The organism is Pseudomonas serbica (genome assembly GCF_028823535.1).
In the GTDB taxonomy this organism is placed as follows: domain Bacteria; phylum Pseudomonadota; class Gammaproteobacteria; order Pseudomonadales; family Pseudomonadaceae; genus Aquipseudomonas; species Aquipseudomonas serbica.
This window is the reverse complement of record NZ_JAQIYM010000005.1, coordinates 298763-315267: the sequence shown is the minus strand read 5'-3', so window position 1 is coordinate 315267 and position 16505 is coordinate 298763. Positions and strand designations below refer to the sequence as shown.

Annotated in this window: 20 protein-coding genes; 17 read left to right on the top strand and 3 right to left on the bottom strand. The window is 56.0% G+C overall.

Going from position 1 to position 16505, the window contains the following annotated elements; genetic code table 11:
- Positions 1-42: 42 nt before the first annotated feature.
- The 9 genes from NQL71_RS10465 (at position 43) to NQL71_RS10425 (ending at position 7072) form a co-directional block, all read left to right on the top strand.
- Positions 43-1179: a protein-glutamate methylesterase/protein-glutamine glutaminase gene (locus tag NQL71_RS10465; protein WP_274642616.1), complete on the top strand. Its 1137-nt coding sequence runs from the start codon at positions 43-45 to the stop codon at positions 1177-1179.
- Positions 1179-1919 carry a flagellar motor protein gene (locus NQL71_RS10460; protein ID WP_046819341.1) on the top strand — a complete coding sequence of 247 codons (741 nt, stop codon included), beginning with the start codon at positions 1179-1181 and terminating at the stop codon, positions 1917-1919. The genes NQL71_RS10465 and NQL71_RS10460 overlap by 1 nt, the downstream gene beginning before the upstream one ends.
- A 12-nt stretch (positions 1920-1931) precedes the next feature.
- Positions 1932-2825: a flagellar motor protein MotD gene (gene motD / locus NQL71_RS10455; protein ID WP_410454533.1), complete on the top strand. Its 894-nt coding sequence runs from the start codon at positions 1932-1934 to the stop codon at positions 2823-2825.
- Positions 2826-2867: 42 nt separating this feature from the next.
- On the top strand, positions 2868-3656 hold the full coding sequence (locus NQL71_RS10450) for a ParA family protein (protein WP_046819343.1): 789 nt from the start codon (positions 2868-2870) through the stop codon (positions 3654-3656).
- A 205-nt stretch (positions 3657-3861) separates the two neighbouring features.
- Positions 3862-4761 carry a chemotaxis protein CheW gene (locus NQL71_RS10445; RefSeq protein WP_274642615.1) on the top strand — a complete coding sequence of 300 codons (900 nt, stop codon included), beginning with the start codon at positions 3862-3864 and terminating at the stop codon, positions 4759-4761.
- A gap of 42 nt (positions 4762-4803) precedes the next feature.
- Positions 4804-5289 carry a chemotaxis protein CheW gene (locus tag NQL71_RS10440; RefSeq protein WP_007980742.1) on the top strand — a complete coding sequence of 162 codons (486 nt, stop codon included), beginning with the start codon at positions 4804-4806 and terminating at the stop codon, positions 5287-5289.
- Complete coding sequence (locus tag NQL71_RS10435; protein WP_046819345.1) at positions 5290-5682, top strand: DUF2802 domain-containing protein; 393 nt, start codon at positions 5290-5292, stop codon at positions 5680-5682.
- A gap of 366 nt (positions 5683-6048) precedes the next feature.
- On the top strand, positions 6049-6537 hold the full coding sequence (locus NQL71_RS10430; protein ID WP_274642614.1) for a hypothetical protein: 489 nt from the start codon (positions 6049-6051) through the stop codon (positions 6535-6537).
- Between the two features lie 280 nt (positions 6538-6817).
- Positions 6818-7072, top strand: coding sequence for a hypothetical protein (locus tag NQL71_RS10425; RefSeq protein WP_143512428.1), 255 nt, complete (start codon positions 6818-6820; stop codon positions 7070-7072).
- Between the two features lie 81 nt (positions 7073-7153).
- Here the strand turns inward: NQL71_RS10425 and NQL71_RS10420 are convergent, their stop codons facing one another.
- Entirely contained in the window at positions 7154-7441 is a 288-nt protein-coding gene (locus NQL71_RS10420) for an EscU/YscU/HrcU family type III secretion system export apparatus switch protein (RefSeq protein ID WP_274642613.1), read from the bottom strand.
- A 324-nt stretch (positions 7442-7765) separates the two neighbouring features.
- Between NQL71_RS10420 and NQL71_RS10415 the strand changes: the two genes are divergently transcribed.
- The 3 genes from NQL71_RS10415 to solA all read left to right on the top strand — a co-directional run bounded on the left by NQL71_RS10415 (position 7766) and on the right by solA (position 11511).
- The gene (locus NQL71_RS10415) at positions 7766-9430 is read left to right on the top strand and encodes a pyrroline-5-carboxylate reductase dimerization domain-containing protein (RefSeq protein WP_274642612.1); all 1665 of its coding nucleotides are present in this window, start codon (positions 7766-7768) and stop codon (positions 9428-9430) included.
- Between the two features lie 322 nt (positions 9431-9752).
- Positions 9753-10355, top strand: a complete 603-nt coding sequence (locus NQL71_RS10410) for an EamA family transporter (protein ID WP_274642611.1) — start codon at positions 9753-9755, stop codon at positions 10353-10355.
- Positions 10345-11511, top strand: a complete 1167-nt coding sequence (solA, locus tag NQL71_RS10405) for an N-methyl-L-tryptophan oxidase (RefSeq protein WP_274642610.1) — start codon at positions 10345-10347, stop codon at positions 11509-11511. The genes NQL71_RS10410 and solA overlap by 11 nt, the downstream gene beginning before the upstream one ends.
- A 138-nt stretch (positions 11512-11649) precedes the next feature.
- On the opposite strand, the gene NQL71_RS10400 is transcribed toward solA, so the two are convergent.
- Together NQL71_RS10400 and fliK are read right to left on the bottom strand one after the other, a co-directional pair.
- Positions 11650-11979, bottom strand: coding sequence for an EscU/YscU/HrcU family type III secretion system export apparatus switch protein (locus NQL71_RS10400; RefSeq protein ID WP_274642609.1), 330 nt, complete (start codon positions 11977-11979; stop codon positions 11650-11652).
- Complete coding sequence (fliK, locus tag NQL71_RS10395; protein WP_274642608.1) at positions 11976-13544, bottom strand: flagellar hook-length control protein FliK; 1569 nt, start codon at positions 13542-13544, stop codon at positions 11976-11978. The genes NQL71_RS10400 and fliK overlap by 4 nt, the downstream gene beginning before the upstream one ends.
- 198 nt (positions 13545-13742) lie before the next feature.
- Between fliK and ccmA the strand changes: the two genes are divergently transcribed.
- The 5 genes from ccmA (at position 13743) to ccmE (ending at position 16503) form a co-directional block, all read left to right on the top strand.
- Positions 13743-14378, top strand: coding sequence for a cytochrome c biogenesis heme-transporting ATPase CcmA (gene ccmA, locus NQL71_RS10390; protein WP_274642607.1), 636 nt, complete (start codon positions 13743-13745; stop codon positions 14376-14378).
- Positions 14375-15043 (top strand): heme exporter protein CcmB, encoded by a 669-nt coding sequence (ccmB, locus tag NQL71_RS10385; RefSeq protein ID WP_007980754.1) that lies wholly within the window; start codon positions 14375-14377, stop codon positions 15041-15043. Before ccmA ends, ccmB begins: the two co-directional genes overlap by 4 nt.
- A gap of 79 nt (positions 15044-15122) precedes the next feature.
- The gene (locus NQL71_RS10380; RefSeq protein ID WP_077184061.1) at positions 15123-15878 is read left to right on the top strand and encodes a heme ABC transporter permease; all 756 of its coding nucleotides are present in this window, start codon (positions 15123-15125) and stop codon (positions 15876-15878) included.
- A complete protein-coding gene (gene ccmD / locus NQL71_RS10375; protein WP_008055370.1) occupies positions 15875-16051 on the top strand; it encodes a heme exporter protein CcmD in 177 nt (58 codons plus the stop codon). The genes NQL71_RS10380 and ccmD overlap by 4 nt, the downstream gene beginning before the upstream one ends.
- The gene (ccmE, locus tag NQL71_RS10370; RefSeq protein ID WP_056852992.1) at positions 16048-16503 is read left to right on the top strand and encodes a cytochrome c maturation protein CcmE; all 456 of its coding nucleotides are present in this window, start codon (positions 16048-16050) and stop codon (positions 16501-16503) included. The genes ccmD and ccmE overlap by 4 nt, the downstream gene beginning before the upstream one ends.
- The last annotated feature ends 2 nt before the right edge of the window (positions 16504-16505 follow it).

The following is a 16505-nucleotide window of genomic DNA, read 5'->3' as shown; positions in this document are numbered from 1 at the left end:
TGGCGGGGCGACTGATGCCCCGCTGCGTCTAATGGAGTGTTTATGGCAGTCAAGGTCCTGGTGGTGGACGATTCGGGGTTTTTCCGCCGCCGCGTCTCGGAAATTCTTTCAGCGGATGTGAATATCCAGGTCGTCGGCACGGCGACCAACGGCAAAGAGGCGATCGATCAGGCGCTGGCCCTCAAGCCGGACGTGATCACCATGGACTACGAGATGCCGATGATGGACGGCATCACCGCGGTACGGCACATCATGCAGCGCTGCCCGACCCCGGTGTTGATGTTTTCCTCGCTGACCCACGAAGGCGCCCGGGTCACCCTGGATGCGCTGGACGCCGGTGCGGTGGACTTCCTGCCGAAGAACTTCGAAGACATTTCGCGCAACCCCGAGAAGGTCAAGCAACTGCTGTGCGAGAAGATTCTCAGCATCTCGCGCAGTAATCGTCGTGTCAGCAGCTACAGCGCGCCAGCGCCCGTGGCTGCGCCGGCTCCGACACCAACGCCTGCGCCTGCGAGCACTATCGGTTATGGCAGCAGTGCGCCTGTGCGTCCGGCACCGGCTCCGCTCCCGACCCGTGCCCCCGTGCATGCACCGTCATCGCCCGCGCCAAAACGCAAGGCCTACAAGCTGGTGGCCATCGGTACGTCCACCGGCGGACCGGTTGCCCTGCAGCGGGTACTGACCCAGCTGCCGGCCAACTTCCCAGCCCCCATCGTGTTGGTCCAGCACATGCCGGCAGCCTTCACCAAGGCATTCGCCGAGCGCCTGGACAAGCTCTGCCGGATCAGCGTCAAGGAAGCCGAGGACGGCGACATCCTGCGTCCGGGGCTGGCGTTGTTGGCGCCCGGTGGCAAGCAGATGATGGTCGATGGTCGCGGCGCGGTGAAAATCCTCCCGGGCGACGAGCGCTTGAACTACAAGCCGTGCGTGGACATCACCTTCGGTTCGGCGGCCAAGTCCTACGGTGACAAAGTTCTGGCGGTGGTACTGACCGGCATGGGCGCCGACGGCCGCGAAGGCGCGCGCCTGCTCAAGCAGAGCGGCAGTTCGATCTGGGCCCAGGATGAAGCCAGCTGCGTGATCTATGGCATGCCCATGGCCATCGTCAAGGCCGAGCTGGCCGACGCGGTGTATGGGCTGGACGACATCGGCCGGCACATCGTCGAGGCCTGCCTCTGATGGACGTGTTAAGTCTCATCGGCATCATCATGGCGTTCGTCGCCATCATCGGCGGCAACTACCTCGAAGGTGGACATATCGGTGCGCTGGCCAACGGTCCGGCCGCGTTGATCGTACTGGGCGGGACCATTGGCGCGGCGTTGCTGCAATCGCCCATGAGCGCTTTCAAGCGTGCCATGCAGATCCTGGCGTGGATCCTGTTTCCGCCGCGGGTCGACCTGGCCGGTGGCATCGATCGCGTCGTCAACTGGAGTCTGACCGCCCGCAAGGAAGGCCTGCTCGGGCTGGAAGGGGTGGCCGATGCCGAGCCCGACAGCTATTCGCGCAAAGGCCTGCAATTGCTCGTCGATGGCGTCGAGCCGGAAGCGATCCGCAGCATTCTCGAGGTGGATTTCTACACCCAGGAAAGCCGCGACATCGAAGCCGCCAAGGTCTTCGAAAGCATGGGCGGTTATGCGCCGACCATCGGCATCATCGGTGCGGTCATGGGCCTGATACATGTCATGGGCAACCTGGGCGATCCGTCGCAGCTGGGCAATGGCATCGCCGTGGCCTTCGTCGCCACCATCTATGGCGTCGCCAGTGCCAACCTGGTGTTGCTGCCGATTGCCGCCAAGCTCAAGTCCATCGCATTACGCCAGTCGCGTTATCGCGAAATGTTGTTGGAAGGGATCCTGTCGATCGCCGAAGGTGAAAACCCACGCTCGATTGAGTTGAAGCTCCAGGGCTTCATGGATTGATGGGGGACATGGATCATGGCACGTCGTCGCCAGCCTGAAGAACACGTCAATCACGAACGCTGGCTGGTGTCCTACGCCGACTTCATCACCTTGCTGTTCGCCTTCTTCGTGGTGATGTACTCGATCTCCTCGATCAACGAAGGCAAGTACAAGGTCATTTCCGAGGCGTTGGTCGGGGTCTTTAACGATACCGATCGCGCGCTCAAGCCGATCCCCATCGGTGACGAGCGGCCGAAGACCGTGACCCCGGCCAAGCCGCTGGTCAAGGACAGTGACCAGGTCGATGCCGGTGTCTCGGGTGCCAGCGATCCGCTCAAAAGCATCGCCGATGACATCAGCGCGGCGTTTGGCGACCTCATTAGTTCCAACCAGATGACGGTGCGCGGCAACGAGTTGTGGGTCGAGATCGAACTCAATTCCAGCTTGCTGTTCGGCAGCGGTGATGCCATGCCCAGCGACATCGCCTTCAACATCATCGACAAGGTCGCGAAGATCCTGAAACCGTTCGACAACCCGATCCACGTCGAGGGTTTCACTGACGATCAACCGATCCGCACCTCGCAGTACCCCACCAATTGGGAGCTGTCTTCGGCGCGCTCGGCCAGCATCGTGCGCATGCTGGCGATGCAGGGGGTCAACCCCGGTCGCCTGGCGTCGGTGGGGTATGGCGAATTCCAGCCGGTGGCCAATAACGCCACGGCCGAGGGCCGGGCACGCAACCGTCGGGTGGTGCTGGTGGTCTCGCGCAACCTGGATGTGCGCCGCAGCCTCACTGCCACCGGTGCGGCCAATGCGCAACCGGATGCCGCATTGAAGCGTGCTGGCACACAAACTGCACCGACCAAGGTCAAGTCGCCGGTAGGGGAGAACGCCGTCAATTCTCCGTCACCCGCATTAACACGCTGAGCTAATTCTCGGCCGACCCGTTCGGCCGGGAGGAACAATCGAATGAGAGTCTGGGCAGTCGCCAATCAAAAGGGTGGTGTTGGTAAAACCACTTCCTCCATCGCTTTAGCCGGGTTGCTGGCCGAGGCAGGCAAGCGCGTGGTCGTGGTCGATCTGGACCCCCACGGCTCCATGACCAGCTATTTCGGTTACGACCCCGACAGCCTTGAACACAGCAACTACGACCTGTTCCTGCATAAAGGCAGCGTGCCCCAGGGCCTGCCCGGGCAGTTGTTGCTGCCTACCAGCCACGAAAGCATTTCGCTGTTGCCATCGAGCACTGCGCTGGCCACCCTTGAGCGTCAGTCGCCGGGCCAGAGTGGCCTGGGCCTGGTGATTGCCAAGAGCTTGGCGCAATTGTGGCAGGACTTCGATTACGCGGTGATCGACAGCCCGCCGTTGCTCGGGGTGCTGATGGTCAATGCCTTGGCGGCGAGCCAGCAACTGGTGATCCCGGTGCAGACCGAGCACCTGGCGGTCAAAGGCCTGGAGCGTATGGTCAACACCCTGGCGATGATCAATCGTTCGCGCAAGCAGGCCTTGCCGTTCACCATCGTGCCGACGCTGTTCGACCGCCGCACGCAAGCCTCCCTCGGTACGCTGCGAGTGCTGCGCGACAAGTTTCCGGAAGAGATCTGGCAGGGCTACATCCCGGTCGACACGCGCTTGCGCGATGCCAGCCGGGCGGGGCTGACGCCTTCGCAATTCGACGGCAAGAGCCGTGGCGTCGTCGCCTACCGCGCGTTGCTCAAGCATCTGCTGGCGGCGCAACTTGTTGCGCAGGTGGCTTGAGAATGAGCGCGATCCCTGTAGGAGCAAGCTTGCTCGCGATGGTCGTCAACGATAACGCTGGAAACCTGGCAGCCCGCGGCATTCTCGCTCCTGTAGGAGCAAGCTTGCTCGCGATGGTCGTCAACGATAACGCTCGAAACCTGGCACCCCGCGTCGCTCTCGGGTTCTTCGCGAGCAAGCTCGCTCCTACAATGGGGGGGTGTCAGTGAATCGGCCGGTAAAGATCACATCGCGCCCGCAACTGGCGCTGCAGTCGTATCTGGACAGCCTGCTGCAAGAAGTCACCGAGGAACTCTCGGCGGAATTCGAAGCAGCGCCGGAAGTCGTCGAAGCCGAGGCTGCGCTCGACGAATTCCAGGCCGCAGTGCTCGAAGAGCAGGCCCGGGATGCACAGAAGGGCGCCGCCCCGGACGTTGCACCTGTGGTAGCTGTGGCGAAGCCCGCTGTGGCCGTGATCGAAGCGCCGGCCCCCGTGCTGACGCCGGTATCAACCATCGCGCCATTGCTGCACGCCCTGGTACCGCCGCCGGTCGAAGTGCATCAAGCCTTGGTGCCTCCGGTCGTCGAAGTGCATTTGCCACCTGCCAACACGCCGCCACCGGTGGAAACCGACGATCGTCCGGCCTGGGCGGCCGAACCCTTCGAATGCCTGTTGTTCGATGTCGCCGGCCTGACCCTGGCGGTGCCGCTGGTGTGCCTGGGTTCGATTTATCCACTGGCCGGTCATGAGCTGACCTCGCTGTTCGGCCAGCCGGACTGGTTCCTGGGCATCCTGCCGAGCCAGGCTGGCAACCTCAAGGTTCTGGACACGGCCCGTTGGGTCATGCCCGATCGCTACCGCGAGGACTTCAAGCAGGGCTTGCAGTACGTGATTTCCGTCCAGGGTTACGAATGGGGGCTGGCGGTGCATCAGGTCAGCCGCTCGTTGCGCCTGGACCCGAACGAAATCAAATGGCGCAGCCACCGCGGCCAACGGCCATGGCTGGCGGGCACGGTGATAGAACACATGTGTGCCTTGCTCGATGTATCCGAACTGGCCGAATTGATCGCCAGCGGTGGGGCCAGGCACATGGGCGGCAACAAGCCGACCCACACAACTACATAACAGAACAACACCGCCAGGGCGGTTTCTTGAGGGGATCAGGGTATGAATGACAAGGCAACGGCGGCAAAGGGTTCCGAAGATCCGATCCTGCAATGGGTCACCTTCAAGCTGGACAACGAGACCTATGGCATCAACGTGATGCGCGTCCAGGAAGTCCTGCGCTACACCGAAATCGCCCCGGTACCGGGTGCACCGAGCTACGTGCTGGGCATCATTAACCTGCGCGGCAACGTGGTCACCGTGATCGACACCCGCCAGCGCTTCGGCCTGATGAATGCCGAAATCAGCGACAACACCCGTATCGTCATCATCGAAGCCGACAAGCAGGTGGTCGGGATCATGGTCGACAGCGTGGCCGAAGTGGTTTACCTGCGTCAGTCGGAAATCGAGACGGCGCCGAACGTCGGTAACGAAGAATCCGCCAAGTTCATCCAAGGCGTGTGCAACAAGAACAACGAACTGCTGATCCTGGTCGAACTGGACAAGATGATGAGCGAAGAAGAATGGTCGGAACTGGAGAGTATCTGATTGATCCTCGAGGTAGCGGTCATTGTCCTGTTCCTGTTGTGGGCAGGCACGCTGGCAATGTTTCTGTCTTACGTGCGCGGTCAAAAGCTGATCGCTGCGCAACAGGCCCAGGGCGATGCGCAGCGTGACCAACGCATCAAGGACCTGAGCCGGCGCGTCGACAATTACCAGAACGGCAATGTGCGCATGGGCGAAGACCTGCATGAACTGCGGACGATCGTCGAGCCCTTGCCGGACAGACTGGCCCGCATCGAACAGCGCGACCCCGCGAGCCTGTCGTTTGAACAGGCGGCGAAACTGGTCGGGATGGGCGCCAGCGTCGACGAACTGACCCAGTCCTGCGGCCTGACTCAGGCTGAGGCGGAGTTGATGAGCAAGTTGCACAAGAACTAAACATCGCTCGGATCGTTCCCATGCTCTGCGTGGGAATGCTTCTAGGGACGCTCCGCGTTCCGCTTCCGGGAGGTGACGCGGAGCGTCACGGGCTGCATTCCCACGCAGAGCGTGGGAACGATCAAATCGATCAAATATGCGCATTATTTGCGCTTGGCCTGAACTCGCATCGCGGGCTTGAACCTTCAACAGTTCTCCCCCGTCCTCAGACAAGGACTACGCCTACGTAGTCCTCTTCCTATGGTTTTTCCGGATTCTGCTGGCTTGCGAACGCGCCCAGCCACCGCTAGTTTCATCATCCCAACTCATTGTTATCGCCGCAGATAACGGATGCAGGTTTAACCATGTGCGGTGCCAAGGAGGCCTATGCTCGACATTTTGCGTGGTACACCGCTGTGGGTTTATGCGGTTTTTGTGGTCCTGACCTATTACGGCGTCATTGCGTGTTTCAAGAATCACGTATCGAAGCAGTCATTGCAGATCACACCAGCGATATTCGTCGTAATTTCCCTGGCCTCGCTGGATCTTTCACAAGGCGTTGCAATCCCGATCTCTGTTTACGCACTGGGATTGTCGATGGGGACCTATGTGGCAATGCGCTTGTTCTCGTACCAGAGCGTGGCGCGGAAAGGAGACAGTCTGGTACTGAGCGGCACAATCAAAGTGCTGATGGTTTACTGGTGTTTTTTTGCCTGGCGTTATTACCTGGGGTATCAGTCAGCTATCCATCCTGAGTTGGCCAATGGGGTCTCGATGCTTGTATGGTCTGCGTTGGGGGCGGGTCTTATCAATGGTTTGATTGTCGGTCGCAGTCTCAAGCTGCTGCGTTTCTATGGACTGTTTTATTCAGAATAACGGGCTGTTTATGGTCGGCCAACTGCTCACGGAGCACCCAATCTACTGTAGGAGCTGGCTTGCCAGCGAAGACGATCGAAAAATCACCGCTAGTGTTATTTAAAGAAAGAATCTCTCGCTCCAACAACTATGTCAATTTGTAAGTTTGGACATAAAGCGTTTGAATCCTGTTACTTTGGATAGTTGAGTCGTTTTGGCGAAAGCCTTAGTTTGAATTCGAACCTGCTTTGCAGGCTCGACACACTAATGTGTGAAGTTCAAACTTCAAGGAGTGATTTGCATGGAACAGCAGCGAAATCGTCATACCGGAATCATTGCGTCTTTTCAATTGGAATATCCAGGTTGGCCAGTCATAACACCAGCGGCAAAAGGAACAGTTCGATCCACACTTGATAATAATCTATACGATCTTCGTGGGCGTGACTTCATGGGCATGGAGCGTCTGTTGCCCCTTGTAGGCGTGCGTATTTCTTTTGTGCTTGTCCGGTGGAACGACGGTAAAGTGACCGCGGGTGATATTCGACTGGAAGCATAGATCGCGATGCCTGATTAAGGTATCGCTATCAGTTATGTGTTGGCTGCCTCTCTCAATGAGGGCAGTCAGCACGTTGTCATTTCAATAATTGTCGCCCTGGTCGGTGATATCGCGTTCCACTATCACCGCATCCGGATTCTGCCCCACCGGAAACTTCCCCTTCAAATTCCACGCAAACGCAATAATCTCGGCAATCGTCAGATAAAGCTCCTGCGGAATACTGTCCCCCAACTCCATCCGCGCCAGCAGGCTCACCAGTTCGGAGTTCTCATAGATCGGCACTTCGCAGTCGCGAGCGATGCGCAGGATTTCTTCGGCCAGTTCTTCGTCGCCCTTGGCGGTGAGGGTCGGGGCGTGGGTGCCATTCACAAGGTTGCCACGATATTTGAAGAAGGATTTGGCACTTTGAGTGTTACAGAATAATTCTCTTTGCTCCATTCTCAAAGCAACTACGTCCTACTTCTAAGAAGGCCCACTTAGACGGTTGTGGTCTATTTCAGTCCTACATGGTGAAGTGTGACTTTTCCTACAAGTTTGGTCGTATGTGAACGGCTTGTATGTTGAGTTTCTGTTGCGTTGTCAGTTTTGAATTGACAGATTGAGGCGCGGGTTATTAAGTTCGTTCTGTCGAGTGGAAAGTCGGCGTAAATCAATGTTGAATATAAAGGGGATAAACATAGAAGGAAAAGGCTCGTGAAAAATATTTATATTTTAGGTGCGGGTAATATGGGTCAAGCAATATTGTTCGGGCTGAGAAAGAAGTTCAGTGTTCGTCATCTAAAACCGATCGAAATTTGTGTCGAGCGAGCAGCGTCCCTTGCAGCCTTCGGGTTTGAGGTGGCTGATCGGATTGAAAGTATCGATAATGATGATGTTGTTGTATTAGCCGTCCCACCTCAGAATTTTAAGAGTGTGGTTCGTGATAATCAATCATTGCTTGGTTACGGTGGTACGGTCCTATCTGTAATGGCTGGCGTCACAGTCAGTGAACTTTGCGGCACGTTAGTCCATGCACGAATCGTCCGTTCGATCCCAAACATTCCGGCTGAGGTCGGAGAGGGAGTGACTCTTTACTACGTTCAAAATAATCGGGACAGTAATTTGATAGCTGTCGCAGAAATGATTTTCGGTGCGATTGGCGTCTGCATTCGAGTTGAAGATGAGTGTCAAATTGATTCTGGCACAGCGCTGGCGGGAGGAGGGCCAGCATTGGTCGCCTATTTTGCCAACGCGTTACTACTTTACGCAGAGTATGTAGGCTTGAATCCCGAGAGTGCTTGGAAAGTCATTGCGCAGTTATTGTACGGTACTTCGCTGCTGTTAAAATCGACTAACAAAATGCCGATGAAGTTGTGCGATGAGGTCCAAACCAAAGGGGGGACAACCGAGCAGGCAATATTAGTGTTGGAACAACATGGTTTGAATGAAATTGTTTTGTTGGCGTTGGCAGCCGCTGCTAAGCGGTCGGAAGCGTTGGGGAGAGAAAATTTTTCGGGGGCTGTTATGAGCATTGAAAATTCAAATCATTTGCAGGGTGCTCATTTTAATGACGCCAAAGTGTTTGATGATTCATATAGTGTTTATTGTGGTTTGGGGCACTGCATAATTCTTTTTTATGATGCCAAGGTTTTTAAGGTAAGTCCCGCAGGTGTGGCGTTTGGGTCGCTGATAACGCGATATGTAAATAAAGAGCATAAAGATGCAAAATTTTTGGATCTGGGAACAGGGAGTGGTGTCCACTCTTTATTGCTGAAAAGTATGGGTGTTGGATCCGTAACCGGGTCTGATATATCTACGGATGCAATTGTTGTGGCGAAGAAGAACGAGTTCAACAATTTTGGGGTAAATACAATCGAGTTTTTTTGTGGGGATCTTTTTCAAGGGCTTCCAGATCTTTCAGAGCAATATGATGTGATTTTGTTCAATCCTCCTGGTTGGAGAACGCCTTCCGACTCGTTTCTTCAAGCGCTTGATAAGTTCTCGGGTATGGAAGGGCTCCCAATTGACTCTATGTTTTACGGCGATAGAACCTTGGGGAGGTTTTTCAAAGAGCTGCCGAATCATTTAGTGGATGGTGGAAAGGTCATAATAGGTCTTAATTCATTGGTTGGAATTCGAGAGGTTATGAACAGGCTCCGAAATTCGCACGAAGAAATGTATGTGATCGACTGCAGGCTTTTGGAGCGACATGATTTTCCTTTACTTCTATATTCTGAGAGTTGGGCCCGGGTGCAAGACCTTCTCGTTGAAGAAATATTGAGTTGGACAAGGAAGGGAGATGCGTACTGTAATGTACTAGAGAATGGCCAGATATTCTGGTCTTATGAGATAGTTGAATTAACCTTTTGGAAAAAATAATCGTATGTTGCTTTCAAGCGAAAAACGATATTTTTTTATCGGGACGCTCAGTGGCATCCTAGCGAATGTTCTGTTAGGGGTATCGTCAATTTTTTGGAAGAGTATAGGGTCTTTGAATGCAGTCGTATTGGTCGGTTACAGAATCTATTTGTCTCTGCTGTTGGTTTTTCTAGTGGTATGCGTTTGTAAGGATGTAAGGCGATTTTATTCGCAGCTCACCTTTAGGCTGCTAGTTATACATGTGTTTGCGGCGATGTTAATAGCTGTCAATTGGGGAGTGTTTATATGGGCGTCTATCCATGGTCGAGTCTTGGAAAGTAGCTTGGGTTATTTGATTGCTCCGATATTAAGTATCGCGACCGGCATCGTGGTGTATAAGGAGTCGGTTACGGTCTGTAAAACAATAGCTGTAATAGTTGTGATGATTGCTGTGGTGTGGTTGTTTGTGTTGAGCAATGAACTCGACATGAGGGTTTATTTGTCTATCGGTGTTTCTTGGGGCGTCTATTCGTGTCTGAAGAAAATGACAACGTTGAATGTTTTTAGTGGATTGCTGCTGGAGTCTACTGTGCTCGCTGTTCTATACAGCTTGATTTTATTTTGCTCGGATTTGAGTATGGCGATTCCTGTAGAGTTTGAGTTGTGGCGGACGCTGCTGCTTTTTAGTTGTGGCGTGGTTTCAATTGTGCCGTTAGCTTTATTTTCGCTTTCAGCAAAACGTCTGTCTGGCACATCTATGGGTTTGTTGCAGTTTGTTTTACCCGTTACGCAGTTTTTTGTGGCTATCATGATCTACAAGCAATCGCTTTCTATGGTCATTATGTTTGTGTTGTTGGCGGTTATGAGTGCGTTGTTGCTTGTAGTGCTTGAGCCAGTCTTAAAAATAATATTGGTGAAGAACATGGGTGAGCGACATGGCGCGTAAGTATAGTGTGGTTGTCATTGGTTTAGGTGTGGTTGGAAGTGCTTCGCTTTGGAGATTTTCATGCTCGAAAACTGACGTGCTAGGCGTTGATTCTGCAGCGCCTATAAATCTATTGGGATCATCGCATGGCGCTTCCCGAATTTTTAGGCAAGCTTACTGGGAGGGGCAGGAATATCTTCCGTTGCTTTCCCTTTCAGATGAATTATGGCAAGAGTTAGACAGGTCTTGTAGCAGACGTCTGATTTTTCGTACTGGAGGGCTTTTCGTTGGGCCTATTGCCTCAGGAGTTGTGCCCAAAAGTGTGAAGACTGCTCAGAAGGGGAATATCAAGTACAAAGTTCTTTCTACTACCCAAATTTCTGAATCTTTTCCAGCCTTTCAGGTTCAGGAAGGGACGGAGGCGGTGTATGAAAACGGGGCTTACACTATTTCAGCGGATGATTCAAAATTACATATGATCAACCTGGCTGTGAGAAACGGTGCAGAGGCCCGATTCGGAACAACGGTGATAAGTATCTTTCGAACCTCACAGGGGTTGGCTGTTCAACTGGCCGAGGGTGAAGTTATTTATACAGCACGAGTTATTTTGTCAACAGGCTCTGCTATGGGTACAGCGCTTATTAATGATCTTTCAGAATTACTTCAGCCTCAAAGTGTGCCCGTTTACTGGTTTAAGCCTAACTCAGATCGAGATTCGGATTTTGCAAAAAAAATTCCCGCTTTTTTGTATAAAATGTCAGATGGGAATTTGCTGTATGGTACTCCCGAAATCAGCCAAGAAGAACCAGGGGTCAAGATAGGGTTTCATAATCAACAACAAACGCCATTTGACCCTCTTGAACATACCAAGCCTGTAGATGTTGCGGATGTCGAACAAGTTTCTACTTGTGTAAGGCAGATATTTCCGGGTTTAAATTCAGTTCCATTTGCATCAAAAAAATGTATTTATACAATGACTCCAGACGGGTCTTTTTTACTGGGTGAATCAAGTGAGTTTCCCGGTGTTTTTTATGTTTCGGCATGCTCGGGGCATGGGTTTAAATTCGCAACTGGTTTGGGTGAGGTGCTGGCGAGAGCTGCATTGGATGGAGGAGTTGCACAAGAGATGTCAATATTCAGTGTTAGCCGATTCGCTAGTGTTAACAAATCAGGCTAGAGCTATTAAGTGCAAATTTTGGAGTGTTGGGGGTTGAGCTGTATGAATTTATGCTGCGTGCCTATGCTAAAAAATTTTATAGGTGGTTTTGCTACGAAGCGATGGCCTAACAATATACGAAATTGTTTGGCCTTTTGATCAGTAATCGTCCCCATAGTCCGTCACATCCTTCTCCATCACTTCAGTAGCTGGATCCTGCCCCACCGGAAACTTCCCCTTCAAATTCCACGCAAACGCAATGATCTCGGCAATCGTCAAATAAAGCTCTTGCGGAATACTCTCTCCCAACTCCATCCGCGCCAACAGGCTTACCAGTTCGGCGTTTTCGTAGATCGGCACTTCGCAGTCGCGAGCGATGCGCAGGATTTCTTCGGCCAGTTCTTCGTCGCCCTTGGCGGTGAGGGTCGGGGCGTGGGTGCCGTCGTATTTGAGGGCGATGGCCTGGCGTGGGGGGTTGGGGTTGTTCATGCGTTTTCGTCGACCCAGCGTTGTTCGAGGCGGGTTTGTGGACCTTGGGGCGGTTTGCCGAGGTGGCAGTCGAGGTCGCCGACGTTCAGCCCGGCGGCCAGCATTCTTTGGCGCAACGCCGCCAGGTTGCTTTCGATCAGGCTGGCGGTGTAGGCGTGTTCGGCCCACAGCTGGCTGCTGAGGCTGCCCTGGATCAACTGTGCCTGAACCTGCAGCGGGCCTAGCGGTTCCATGTCGAACGCCAGTTCGATGCGCCAGAGTTGTTGCTTGGGTGTGCGTTCTTCCGGGCGTTCCTTGGGTTGTTCTCGTTCGGGGGCGTCCTCGCGCTGGAACTTGATCTGCAGCGGCACGATGTCCTGCAGGTTGCGCATCGGGATCTCCAGCTGCCAGGTACTCATCAGCCGTCCGTCCGCGGTGACGCCGGTTTGCTCCAGGCTGGACAGCTGGTGACTTTGCAGGCGGGAAACCGCCGCGGCGGCCAGGCGCAGCAGATGTTCCAGATCGTCTTCGCCGTCGGCGCTTTGCAACAAACGCTCAGGCAGCGGAAACCCGGTGGGCGATGGCTTGGCGCTGACCTGGCCGAGCATGCCCAGGGCATTGCGCACGAAACTCGGCATGGCCTGGGCCAGGGTGTTTCCGGCGATGATCGCGCCGAGATGGGTGCTGGCCGGCAGCCCGGAGGACAACTGCCCGATCAGTTTGAGCAGGTCGGCCTTCATGTCGGACGCCAGGTTCTGACCGCCCAACAGTTTCGACTCGAGGAATGCGCCGCTATTGGCCAGTGCCTGGGCCAGGCCTTTGGTGCTGCTCAATTGTTGGAGGTCCGGCAGGCCTGCAAGCAATCGGTCCACGGCCGCGCGCAGGTCGCTGGAGGTCTGGTTCGAGGCCGGCAGGTTCTGCAGCACTTTGAGCAACCCGTCCAACGAACCCTGGCGACTTTGCTGGCTGAGCAGTTGCTGGGTCACGGCCAATTGTTCCTGACGGCTGCTCAAGGGTACGAACTTCAGAGTGTGAGCGTCCTGCACCTGGGCGCTGAGCAAGGTGCCGATGCGCAGCGGCTGCGAGCTGTCGATGCTCAGCGTGCTGCCGCTCAGCGCGGTGTTGAGCAAGCTGACCATCGAGCGAAACACCGTGGGTTGCCCCGGCACGGTCGGCAACATTTGCGAGGTCAGCACTTTACCCTGCAGCAGGGTGCCGACCGGCATCTGTGCAGTGTCGATGCGGGTGAGGGTGGCGACGCTGGCGGCGATGGCTTGCTGCACGGTGACCGCCAGGTTGCCCGCCGAGGGCTGGGTGACCGCGATGCTGGTGCCCTGGGACAGGGGTTGGTTGCTCAGGGCCTGGAGCGTGGTCTGCCGGCCACTTTCGAGGGTGAGCTTGAGCAGCAATTGAAATGCCTGATCCGCCTGCTTGAGCGACAGCACTTCAGCCTTGGCGGTCTGGCCGGCGCTGATCAGGCCCTCCATCGGCGTCAGCAGCTTGAGTAACTCGCCGTTCACCGCCTGCGGGCGCGTGGTCGCCGGGGCGGCTTGCGGTAGCGGGAGGATGTTCATTTCGCCTGTCATACGCGGTCACAACCTTGGGAAATTGCACGCTTGAGAGTAGGAAATGGCATGTATAATGCCGCCCCGTTGTATACAGAGTGCGGTAAATTTCGCAGTTATTTGACGTAGCTCTCTCGTTCGGGCCGCCAATACATTTATTCTGCATCTCTTTAACGGCCGCGCCAGCGCCGACTTGAACCGTATAAGGCCCGTGAACCCTTGACCAGTCCAGTCCTGCAAACCGTTGCCCTTGCCTGCGAGCGAGACCTTCGGCTGCTTTTCGAAAATCTCGATTTGAGAATGGCCAGTGGCGAAATGGTACAGATCAGTGGCCCCAACGGCAGTGGCAAGACCAGTCTATTGCGCCTGTTATCCGGCCTGATGCACCCAACCGCCGGTCAAGTGCTGCTCAACGGTCAACCGCTGAGCGAGCAACGCACGGAGCTTGCTCGCAACTTGCTGTGGATCGGCCATGCCGCCGGCATCAAGGATCTGCTCACCCCGCAAGAGAACCTGAGCTGGCTGTGCGCCCTGCATCAACCGGCTTCCCATGAGGCGATCTGGCAGACCCTGGCGGCTGTCGGATTGCGCGGTTTCGAGGATGTCCCTTGTCATACGCTGTCCGCCGGTCAACAGCGCCGCGTGGCACTGGCACGGCTTTATCTGGACAGCCCGCCGCTGTGGATCCTCGATGAGCCGTTCACCGCCCTCGACAAGCAAGGCGTGGCGCAACTCGAAGAACACCTGGCCGGCCACTGCGAACGTGGCGGCATGGTGGTCTTGACCACCCACCACACGCTGAGCCGCATGCCGGCGAGCTATCGCGACATTGATCTGGGGAACTGGGCCGTATGAGTGTTTTCGGCCTGTTGGTCGCCCGCGAGGCCCGTCTGCTGTTCCGCCGTCCGGCCGAACTGGCCAATCCGTTGGTGTTCTTTGCCATCGTCGTTTCGCTGTTCCCGCTGGCGGTCGGTCCCGAGTCTCAATTGTTGCAAACCTTGTCGCCGGGACTGGTCTGGGTGGCGGCCCTTTTATCGGTCCTGCTCTCGCTGGACGGGCTCTTTCGCAGTGATTTCGAGGATGGATCGCTGGAACAGTGGGTCCTTTCGCCGCACCCCCTGGCTCTTCTGGTATTGGCCAAGGTGCTGGCACACTGGGCGTTTTCCGGCCTGGCATTGGTTTTGCTCGCGCCTTTGCTGGCGTTGATGCTCGGTTTGCCTGCCGCCTGTCTGCCGGTGTTGCTGCTTTCTCTATTGCTGGGTACACCGGTGCTGAGCCTGCTCGGTGCGGTGGGCGCGGCCTTGACGGTCGGCTTGAAGCGCGGTGGCCTGTTGCTGGCATTGCTGATCCTGCCGTTGTACATCCCGGTGTTGATCCTTGGCAGTGGTGCCTTGCAGGCCGCTTTGCAAGGCATGCCGGCGACCGGTTATCTGCTGTGGCTTGGGAGCCTGACCGCCCTGGCGATAACCCTGACACCTTTTGCAATAGCTGCTGGCCTGAAGATCAGCGTCGGCGAATAATGAGGTCTGGTTAAAAAATAACCAGTAAAGACCCTTTGGCTGCGTCGTGAAAACGAACAGCAACCGTGATGGAAACAGTATGAACTGGACGTGGTTTCACAAGCTCGGCTCGCCCAAATGGTTTTACGGCATCAGCGGCAGAATGCTGCCATGGCTGAGCGTCGCGGCGTTGCTGCTGATCGGCGTTGGCGTGGTCTGGGGCTTGGCCTTTGCACCACCGGATTACCAGCAGGGCAACAGCTTCCGCATCATCTACATCCACGTTCCGGCTGCCATGCTGGCCCAGTCCATCTACGTGATGCTGGCGGTGTGCGGCATCGTCGGGCTGGTGTGGAAAATGAAACTGGCCGATGTCGCCCTGCAATGCGCAGCCCCCATCGGTGCCTGGATGACCGCCGTGGCGCTGGTCACCGGGGCGATCTGGGGCAAGCCGACCTGGGGCTCGTGGTGGGTCTGGGATGCACGTCTTACGTCCATGCTGATCCTGCTTTTCCTGTACTTCGGTCTTATTGCGCTGGGCAACGCTATCAGCAATCGTGACAGCGCGGCCAAGGCTTGTGCGGTGCTGGCGATTGTCGGCGTGATCAATATCCCGATCATCAAGTACTCGGTGGAGTGGTGGAACACCCTGCACCAGGGCGCGACGTTCACGCTCACGGAAAAACCGGCGATGCCCGCCGAGATGTGGCTGCCGTTGCTGCTGACGGCGCTGGGTTTCTACTGTTTCTTCGGCGCGGTGCTGTTGCTGCGCATGCGCCTCGAAGTGCTCAAGCGCGAAGCCCGGGCCAGTTGGGTCAAGGCCGAAGTCGAACACAGCCTGGAGGTCGCTCGATGAGTTTTGCTTCATTCGGCGATTTCCTCGCCATGGGCCATCATGGCCTGTATGTCTGGTCGGCCTATGGCATCTGCCTGGCGGTGCTGGCCCTCAACGTGGCGGCGCCGATCCTGGCGCGCAAGCGGTATCTGCAACAAGAGGCGCGTCGTTTGCGCCGGGAGAACGGCAAGTGAATCCGCTGCGTAAAAAGCGTCTCATCATCATTCTGGCGATCCTGGTCGGGGTCGGCGCCGCCGTGGGCCTGGCCCTGAGCGCCCTGCAGCAGAACATCAACCTGTTTTACACGCCGACCCAGATCGCCAATGGCGAAGCCCCGCAGGACACACGCATCCGCGCCGGCGGCATGGTCGAGGCCGGTTCCCTGCAGCGTTCCGGCGACTCGCTGGACGTGAAGTTCGTCGTCACCGACTTCAACAAATCCGTGACCATCGCTTATCGGGGCATCCTCCCCGACCTGTTCCGCGAGGGGCAGGGCATCGTCGCCCTCGGTAAGCTGAACGCTGATGGCGTGGTGGTGGCCGATGAAGTGCTGGCCAAGCACGATGAAAAGTACATGCCGCCGGAAGTGACCAAGGCCCTGAAAGACAGCGGCCAGTCGGCACCCACTCCCGCGAAAGAGGGCTAACT